Here is an 8254-nt window from a genome sequence, read left to right as displayed (position 1 = left end):
ACCGGCCGGTGACGTCACTGCCGTCGAGGAGGACCCGCAGGATCATCCCGGCGGAGCCGCTGTCGCCGGTCCGGGACAACCGGTGCGAGACGTAGTGGTGCGCGACGAGCCTGACCTCCACCCGGTGGACCTCCGCGCCCAACAGGTCGGCGGCGGCGCTCCGGATCCCCGGCACGTTGTTCGCGACGTTGCCGATGCCCACGTCCGGCGACAGGCCGACGCCCGCCAGCGCGGGGTGGACCGCGTCGGGGAACGCGGCGTTGACCACCACGGCGTCGCTGCCGGCGGCCCGGACCGCGCGCATCGCCCACAGCACCGGGACCAGGTGCATCGGCAGCCAGGGACCGAAGTTGGCCCGGTAGAGCCGCTCGAAGGCGGGCTGCGGCAGGGTGGAGATCACCCACCACGACTGCAGACTGGCGGTCAGGAAGATGACGTCCGGCCGGAACGCGCTGATCGTCGCGGCGGTCCGGTCGACGTCGGACAGGTCACCGACGGCGTGGGAGACCACGTTACGGTGGCCGGTCTGCAGGCAGCTCAGGGCAGCCAGGTTCGCCGCGCGCAGCGTCGCCTCACCGTCCCGCCCGACCAGCCGGAGTTCGCGTCCCGAACCGCTCGACGCCAGGCCCTGCAGGACCCGGCTGCCGAGGTCGCCGGCGCCGATCACCATTGCCCTACGGGTGTCAACCATCGTGTGAGATCTCCTGACGCGTACCGGCACGAGGACTGGGGACATGCGAGATCAGGCCCGGGAGGTCGGCCATCTTCGCGAAGGAGGTCAGACCGTCGACCGCCATGCCGGGCGGCAGGTACGGACTGATCGAGGCCGGGTCGGCTGGGGAGCCGTCCGGGCCGTACCGCAGCACCGGCATGCCCGCCGCGATCGCGGCGGCCACCCCGACCGGACTGTCCTCGACCACCACACACGAGGCGGGCGGTACGCCGCACTCCCGGGCGGCCGACAGGAACAGGTCGGGGGCGGGCTTCCAGCTGCCGATGTCGTACGCGGAGAAGATCCGGTCACCGAAGGCCCCGGCGATCCCGGCCGCCTCCACCCGCCGACGGATCAACTCCCGGGGGCTGTTGGAGGCCACACACATCAGCCGGTCCACGGCGGCGACGACGTCGCGTACCCCGTCGATCGGTTCCAGGTGATCGCCGATCAGCTCCTCACAGCGAGCCCGCACCAGCTCCACCGCACCCGGCGGCGGCGGCGCACCGGCCCGCTCGGAGATCGCGTCGATGCAGTCGGCCATCCTCTTGCCGGCGAACAGTGCGGCGGCCTCGTCGCCGCCGAGCCGCACCCCCATCAGCCCGGCCAGGTGTTCGAGCGCCCCGGTCTCGGCGGCCTGGGTGTCCACCAGGACACCGTCCAGGTCGAAGATGACAAGCTCCGGCGCGGTCACCGCTGCGCTCCCAGCGGCGGGGCGTCGGTGACGCCCACGGCGTCCCGGGCGGTGAACCTGTCGGTGAGCGCCCGCCGGTCGATCTTGCCGTTGTCGTTGAGCGGCATCGCGGGCAGGTGTTCCAGTCGGGTGGGCACCATGTGGATCGGCAGTTCGTGGCGCAGCCACCTGTCGAGTTCGGCGGCCGTCACCCCGGGGCCGGTGTGCACCCCGACCAGGCGGGTGTCGTCGTCGACCCGGATCGCCACCACTGCGGCGTCGGTGACCGCCGGGTGGCGGTGGATCGCGGCCTCCACCTCGCCGATCTCGATCCGGTGTCCCATCACCTTGACCTGGTGGTCCAGGCGGCCCCGGTGGACCAGGTCGACGCCCTCACGGGTGACCCGGTCGCCGGTGCGGTACCAGTCGTCGGGGGACGGGACCCGGCCGGGCGGGCACGGCAGGGCCGGGCCGGTTCCCTCGTAGGTCACGAACCGGCCGTCGTTCTCCCGGGGGTCGAGATACCCGTCGAACCGCTGCCACCCCCGCAGGCACAGCTCCCCGTCGTCGACCGGATTGCCGTCCGGGTCGATGACCAGGGCCTCCATTCCCGGGTACATCACCCCGATCGGGAGTGTGTCGTTGTCGGCCGCCGTCCAGCCCGCCGGATCGCCGGTCAGCCGGAACTCGGTGCAGTTCACCACCGCCTCGGTGGGGCCGTACAGGTTGTAGATGTCGGTGTTCGGGGCGACCGCACGCCACAGCCGGGCGTGTTTGAGGGTGACCGGTTCGGCCCCGAAGAGGCTGTGCCGCAACGACGTCGCGGCACCCGTCGGCAGGTTGCCCAGGTGCTGCGCCACCCGGACCGCCGACGGCACCGAGAACCAGTGCGTCAGCTGGTGGTGGACGATGAAGTCGACAGGCTGGAACAGCTCCTCCCGGCTCGGCACGACGAGGGTGGCACCCGCCCCCCAGGTCATGAAGGTCGCCCCCACCGAGGCGTCGAAGGTCAGCCCGAACGTCTGCGACACCCGGCAGTCCGGGCCGATCTCGAACCGGTCCAGGTTGTGCGCGAGGTACGGGGAGATGTGCCGGTGCCTGAACGGCACCCCCTTCGGCACTCCTGCGGTGCCGGAGGTGAACAGCAGGTACGCCTCGGCGTCGGCGTCGGCGACCACCGGCGGCAACCCGTCCACGTCGGGGTCCTCCCCCGGGTCGGTGTCGTCGAGGACAAGGGTCGACGGCCGGAACCGGCGTGGCAGGTCCTGGAACGGGTCACGGACCTCCCGGTCCACGAGGGCCACCTCGACCCCGGCCCGCTGGGCGATGTCGATGTTGCGGTGACTCGGGTGGTCCGGGTTCAGCGGCACGACTGTGGCACCGAGCCGTTGGGCGGCCAGGATTCCCGCGTACGCGCAGGCGGCGGTGCGGGGCGCCACCAGCGCGATCCGTGTCGGCGGGCGGTCACGCCCGGCCATGACGTCGGCTGCGACGGCCAGCGCCCGCCGCCGCAGTCGGGCGTAGCTGAGCGTGGTCCCGCCCACCGTCAGCGCCGTGGCCTCCGGGAACCGGCGGGCCGACTCCTCGAACCACTGGTACAGCGTCCGTTTCAGCATGCCCTCTCCAAGATCCGAATTGGTGCGGTGGTCCGTCCCGGCCACCTGTCACCGGCCACGGCGGGCGTGTGCGTACCGGCGGGCCTCGCCCCGGTTCACCGCAGGCGGGGGCGCGGCCACCGGCCGTCCCAGCGCCTCGGCCATCGCCCGGATCGTCGGGTGGCTGAACAGGTCGGTCAGCGACACCTCCGTCTCCAACGCGGTCCGCAGCTCGTCGCGCAACCTGATCAGCAGCAGGGAGTTGCCACCGGCGTCGAAGAAGTTGAGGTTCACCGGCACGGCCCGCCCGAGGACCCTCTCCCAGGCCGCCGCGATCACCTCCCGGTCCGCCGCCCGTGGTTCGGCCGCGTCCACTGCGGCCTCCGCCTCCGCCACGGCCCGCTCGATCCCGTCGTTGTCGGTGGGCACCGTCTCCCCCACCACGATCCGGTCCGGCCGCAGGTAGCCGGGGAGCCGTGCGGCCAGGTGGACGGCGAGGGCGCCAGGTTCGACACCGGCGGCGGTACGGGCGACGAGCGCGAGCAGTGTCGGCTCGCCCCGCTCAGGCCGCCACTGCAGCACCCTGGCCGCACCGACCCCGGGATGTTCCAACAGCGCGCCCTCGACCTGCCCCGGATCCACAGGCATCCCCTGACGCAGCACCGGGTCGCGGGCGTCGCCGAGGAGCTCGAAACGGCCGTCCACCGCGAGGCGGGCGAGCCGTCCGGTGGCGAACCGCCGCGCCCCCGGGCGACCGGCCAGCGGGTCCGGCCGGAACGTGGCCTCGGTGGACTCCTCGTCGAGGTGACCGTCGGCGATCAGATCCCCACCGAGGTACAGCTCACCCGCCGCGCCCGGCGGCACCGGCGTACCGTCCGGCCCGAGCACGTAGGCCCGGCACCCCGGCCGGGGGCGGCCGTCGAAGAGCGCCAGCCCGCCCGTGGCGAGCGGGCCGAACACCTGGCGCACCGCCCACAACCGGTCCTCGTCCGCCGACGGGGCCGGTACGAGCGTGCCGCCCGCAGTCGTGGCCAGCAACGCCTCGACCACGACGCCGATCGAAGCCGTCGAGCTGACCAGCGGCACCCGGACCGGCGACGACCCGACCTCGCGCCGCAGGGTACGCACCACCACCGAGACGACGTCGCCGGACAGGACGACGGCCTGCTGCTCCGCATCCTCGTCGTACGCGATGAACGCGGCCCCGTCGGGCCCGACGCCGAGGCTGTCCGGGCCGGTGTCGGTGCCGGTGCCGGTGTCGGTGCCGTCCGGGCCGACGCCGAGGCCGTCCGGGCCGGTGTCGGTGCCGGTGTCACCAGGGGCCGGGCCGACGGCGTCCAGGTCGAGCACGTCGACCCGGGACCTGTCGAACAGCCGGGCCACCTGCGCGTCGGCGAGCACCACCCGGAAACCCGCCTCGGACTGGGCGTTGCGCAGCTCGAAGGAGTGCCAACCGGGATCGAGCAGCACCCCGCGCACCCCCATCCGGATCACCGCGAGCAGAGCCGCCACCAGGGCACCCGACGGCTCGCCGCAGAGGGCGACCGGATCACCGGGCCGGACCTCGGCCGCCGCCAGCCGCCGCGTGGTGGCGGCGACTGCGGCGACCAGGCCCCGACAGGTGAGTTCCGGCTCCGTTGCGGTCGCCGCGACGACGATCGCGTCGGGTGTCGCCGCCGCCCGGTCGAGGACCGAGGCGACGAGGTCGGGCAGCGTGACCGGACCGGAGTCCGGCAGCGCGGCCGGACGGTTCGGCTCGTCCACCGCCGCCCGCAGTTCGACCCCGCTGAGTCGACCCAGCCGTGACACTGTCGCGTCCGGGTCGACGGCGATCCCCGCGAGCACCGCGGTCATCCGGTCCGCGACCCGGGCGAGGTCGGCCTCGGCGAAGAGGTCACGCCGGTAGTCGAGGTCCAACCGCAGCCCCCCGGCGGTGTCGGTGCAGACCACCGACAGGTCGACCTTCATGGTGGCCGGGGCGAACTCGGTGACGGTGAACCGCAGGTCACCGACGTTGTGCGCGGCCCGCTCACCCGAGTAGGCGAACATGACCTGGTAGAGCTGGTTGTAGGCGGGATCCCGGGGCACCCCGAGGGCCCGTACGACAGCGTCGAACGGCAACTCGGGGTGCTCGTGGGCGTCGAGGAGGTCCCCGCGTACCGCACCCAGCAGGGTACGGAACGACGGGTCGGCGCTCAGGTCGCTGCGCAGCACGACCGGCCGGGCCAGATAGCCGACCACGCCGTGGCTCTCGGTGTGGTCACGGCCCGCCATCGCCACCCCGGTCAGCACGTCGGCGTTGCCGTAGTGGCTGAGCACGACGTCGCAGACGGCTTTGAGCAGGATGAACATCGTCACCCGGCGGGACCGGGCGAGCTGCCGCAGCTGTTCCACAAGGTCCGGCGGCACCGTCCTGGTGTAGCGGGCGGCGGCGTGGTCGGTGGTCACCGGGCGTACCCGCCCGCTGGGCAGCACCACCGCCGCCGGGGCCCCCGCCAGCCGGGCGGACCAGAACCCGACGTCCGCGTCGGATGACCGGTCAGCGTCGCGGCGGGCGAGATGTCCGGCGTAGTCCGGGGGCGGCCCGGTGAACGCCCGCTCCGGATCGCCGCCGGCCCGGTACAGCGCGGCCAGCTCGGCGACGAACAGGTCCATCGACCAGCCGTCGAAGACGAGGTGGTGCACGGTGACGGCGAGCCGGTGCCGCCGTCGGTCCAGCCGGATCAGCTGGACCCGCAGCGGCGGCCCGGCAGCCAGGTCGAAGGGGACGCGTCCGACGGCGTCGACCTCCCGGTCGGCGGTCGCCTCGTCCGGGGCGTCGAGCACGGCACCCCGGAACCAGTCCAGGGCGACCTCCTCGGCGGGCGGGACGACCAGGCAGACCCGGCCGTCCCGCCAGGCCACCCGGGCGCGCAGCACGGCGTGCCGGGCCACCAGCCGTTCGAGGCAGGCGTGCAGGAGGGACTCGTCGAGCGGGCCGTCGAGACCGACGACGAAGGGGATGTGGAAGAACGGGTCACCCCGGCGGATCTCCGTCGAGGTCCAGAGCCGCTCCTGCGCCGGTGACAGCGGTACGACGGTGTGGCCCACTCAGATCTGCCCACCCTCGTCCACGATCTCGGGCAACGGTCGCCCGGCCCGGACCTGCGCCAGGATGCGGGCCTCGGCGTTCTCCACCGCCACCGCCTTCGTCAGCACCTCAAGGAGGATCTCGTCGGCGATCACGACGGTGCCGTTCCCGTCGGTGAACACCCAGTCGCCGGTGACGATCCGTACGTCGCCGATCCGGCACTCGGTGCCGGTGGCGGCGACCCGGTAGGCGCCCTGGGTGTCGGTCGGGGTGAAGTTGCTGGCGACCACCGGGCGCTCCGCCGCCTCCACCACTGCCCGGTCCCGCACCGCGCCACCCAGGACGATCGCCTCGAAGCCGACCTGTTCCAGCAGGTAGGTCACCGACATCCCACCGGCGAGCGCGGCGTGGGTGACAAGGTCACCGGCCCCGCCGACGTAGATCCGCCCGGTGCCGTCGGTGACCTCCGGGACCAGGAAGTCACGGACCTGCTGCCACGTCCCCGGGGTCGGCTGGTGGATGGAGGCCTGCTTGCGGACCTGCACCCAGGCCACCGTGTACGCGGTCCCGTAGGCCAGGGCGGGCCGGCCGACCCGCTGCCGCAACGCGACGGGCAGGACGGCGTCGGTGACGCCCATCCCGTCCAGGACGTCAACCAGCGCGCAGGTGCTCACCTGCACGTCACCGATCGTCTTCGCGACGATGTCGCGGGGCTCGGTCATGAGCGGCCTCCCGAGGTCAGGACGGCGGCCGGGCCGAACATCCCGGATGGGGTGGGATCGGCGGGCGCGGTCGGCGGGGTGGAGTGGGTGAGAACGTGCTCGTCGTAGCGGCCGAGCAGATCGGTGGTGAGCGCGCCGGGGCGGCCGTCGCCGAACACGTGGTCCTCGACGGCCCGCACCGGCCGTACCCCGGCGGCGGTGCTGGTGAGGAAGACCTCGTCGGCGTCGAGCAGGTCGGACACGGTGAGGTCGGCCTCCCGTACCCTGACCCCCGCCTGGCGGGCCAGGTCGATGACGGTCCCCCTGGTGATGCCGGGCAGGCAGGCCCGGGTGGTCGGGGTGAGCAGCCCGCCGTCGCGGACCAGGAACACGTTCATGCTGGTGGCCTCCGCGAGGTGACCACCGTCGTCGAGCATGATCGCGTCGGTGAAGCCCCGGGCCGTCGCCTCGTTGTGGGCCAGCTTGGCGATCAGGTAGCCACCGGCGGCCTTGGTGTGCGGCGGGAAGCTGTCCGGTGCCGGACGTCGCCGTCGGGCCACCGCCAACCGGACACCGCCTCCGCTCGGTGCCGGGTTCGCCCACGGCCACGCCAGGATCGCCAGGTGCGCCCGGTGTCGCTGGGTGCCGAGCCCGCTGAGGCCGTCGCCGAGGAAGGCCACCGGCCGCAGGTACGCCTCGGTCAACCCGTTCGCGGCGAGCACCTCGTGGTGTGCGGCGACGAGGGTGTCGTTGTCGTACCGGACGGGGATGTCCAGGGTGGCAGCGGAGCGCAGCAGCCGGTCGATGTGGGGTTGCAGGGCGAAGATCGACGCGGTCCCGCCGACGTCGAAGGAGCGCAGCCCCTCGAAGACGGCGTACCCGTAGTGCAGGCCGAAGGTGTTCAGGGTGGGCTCGGGGGTGACACCGGTGTGGACCCGACCGTCGAACCAGACCGACAGCTCAGCCATGCTGCTGCCGATAGGTGCCGTTGGCGTGGATGCTGAACCCCATCGGCACCGGACCGAAGTCCCGCACCACCGGCAGACCCACCTCGGCGGCGGCGACCGAGGTGGTCACGCAGGCGTCAGCCGCCCCGGCGGCGACAGTCAACGCGGCCCGCGCGTTGCTGTCGACGAAACTGATCTCCGGGGTCCACGCGTCGAGGAGGTTGACCGGGGCGGGGTGCGACGCGACGGTCGGCACCGGCTTGGACATGTCACCAGCCACCACCATGTTGTGGGTCGGCATCACGAAGCACTCGACGAGGGTCAACGCCCCGAGGTTGCGGAAGACGATGTGGTGCAGGTCCGGGTAGACCACGCAGCCGAGCAGGACGTGGGCGCCGGGCGAGGTGGTGACCACCTCGACGGCCTCCTCAAGCGTGCCGTACAGGGTCACCCGGTGGTCGTCGATCCGCTGCCGGTCGAGCCAGTGGTGGGCGGCGGCCTCACAGTTCGTGCCGGACGGGCCGAGGGTGTGGACGTGCACGTGGGATCGCATCGG

Annotated in this window: 7 protein-coding genes; all 7 read right to left on the bottom strand. The window is 73.0% G+C overall.

What is annotated here, in order from left to right; genetic code table 11:
• A partial coding sequence (locus ABT336_RS02780) for a hypothetical protein (RefSeq protein WP_350894752.1) occupies positions 1–691 on the bottom strand: 691 nt, incomplete at its 3' end.
• The gene (locus tag ABT336_RS02775) at positions 684–1406 is read right to left on the bottom strand and encodes an HAD family hydrolase (protein WP_350894751.1); all 723 of its coding nucleotides are present in this window, start codon (positions 1404–1406) and stop codon (positions 684–686) included. The genes ABT336_RS02780 and ABT336_RS02775, both read right to left, overlap by 8 nt.
• Positions 1403–3001 (bottom strand): AMP-binding protein, encoded by a 1599-nt coding sequence (locus ABT336_RS02770; RefSeq protein ID WP_350894750.1) that lies wholly within the window; start codon positions 2999–3001, stop codon positions 1403–1405. Before ABT336_RS02770 ends, ABT336_RS02775 begins: the two co-directional genes overlap by 4 nt.
• Before the next feature lie 48 nt (positions 3002–3049).
• On the bottom strand, positions 3050–6070 hold the full coding sequence (locus ABT336_RS02765) for a condensation domain-containing protein (protein WP_350894749.1): 3021 nt from the start codon (positions 6068–6070) through the stop codon (positions 3050–3052).
• Positions 6071–6772, bottom strand: coding sequence for an RraA family protein (locus ABT336_RS02760; protein WP_350894748.1), 702 nt, complete (start codon positions 6770–6772; stop codon positions 6071–6073). It abuts the gene before it with no gap.
• Positions 6769–7719, bottom strand: a complete 951-nt coding sequence (locus tag ABT336_RS02755) for an aminotransferase class IV (RefSeq protein WP_350894747.1) — start codon at positions 7717–7719, stop codon at positions 6769–6771. Before ABT336_RS02755 ends, ABT336_RS02760 begins: the two co-directional genes overlap by 4 nt.
• Entirely contained in the window at positions 7712–8251 is a 540-nt protein-coding gene (locus ABT336_RS02750; protein WP_350894746.1) for a hypothetical protein, read from the bottom strand. The genes ABT336_RS02755 and ABT336_RS02750 overlap by 8 nt, the downstream gene beginning before the upstream one ends.
• Positions 8252–8254 lie beyond the last annotated feature (3 nt).

This window comes from Micromonospora sp. NPDC000207 (genome assembly GCF_040300925.1).
Taxonomy (GTDB): domain Bacteria; phylum Actinomycetota; class Actinomycetes; order Mycobacteriales; family Micromonosporaceae; genus Micromonospora.
This window is presented reverse-complemented; position numbering and strand designations above follow the sequence as displayed.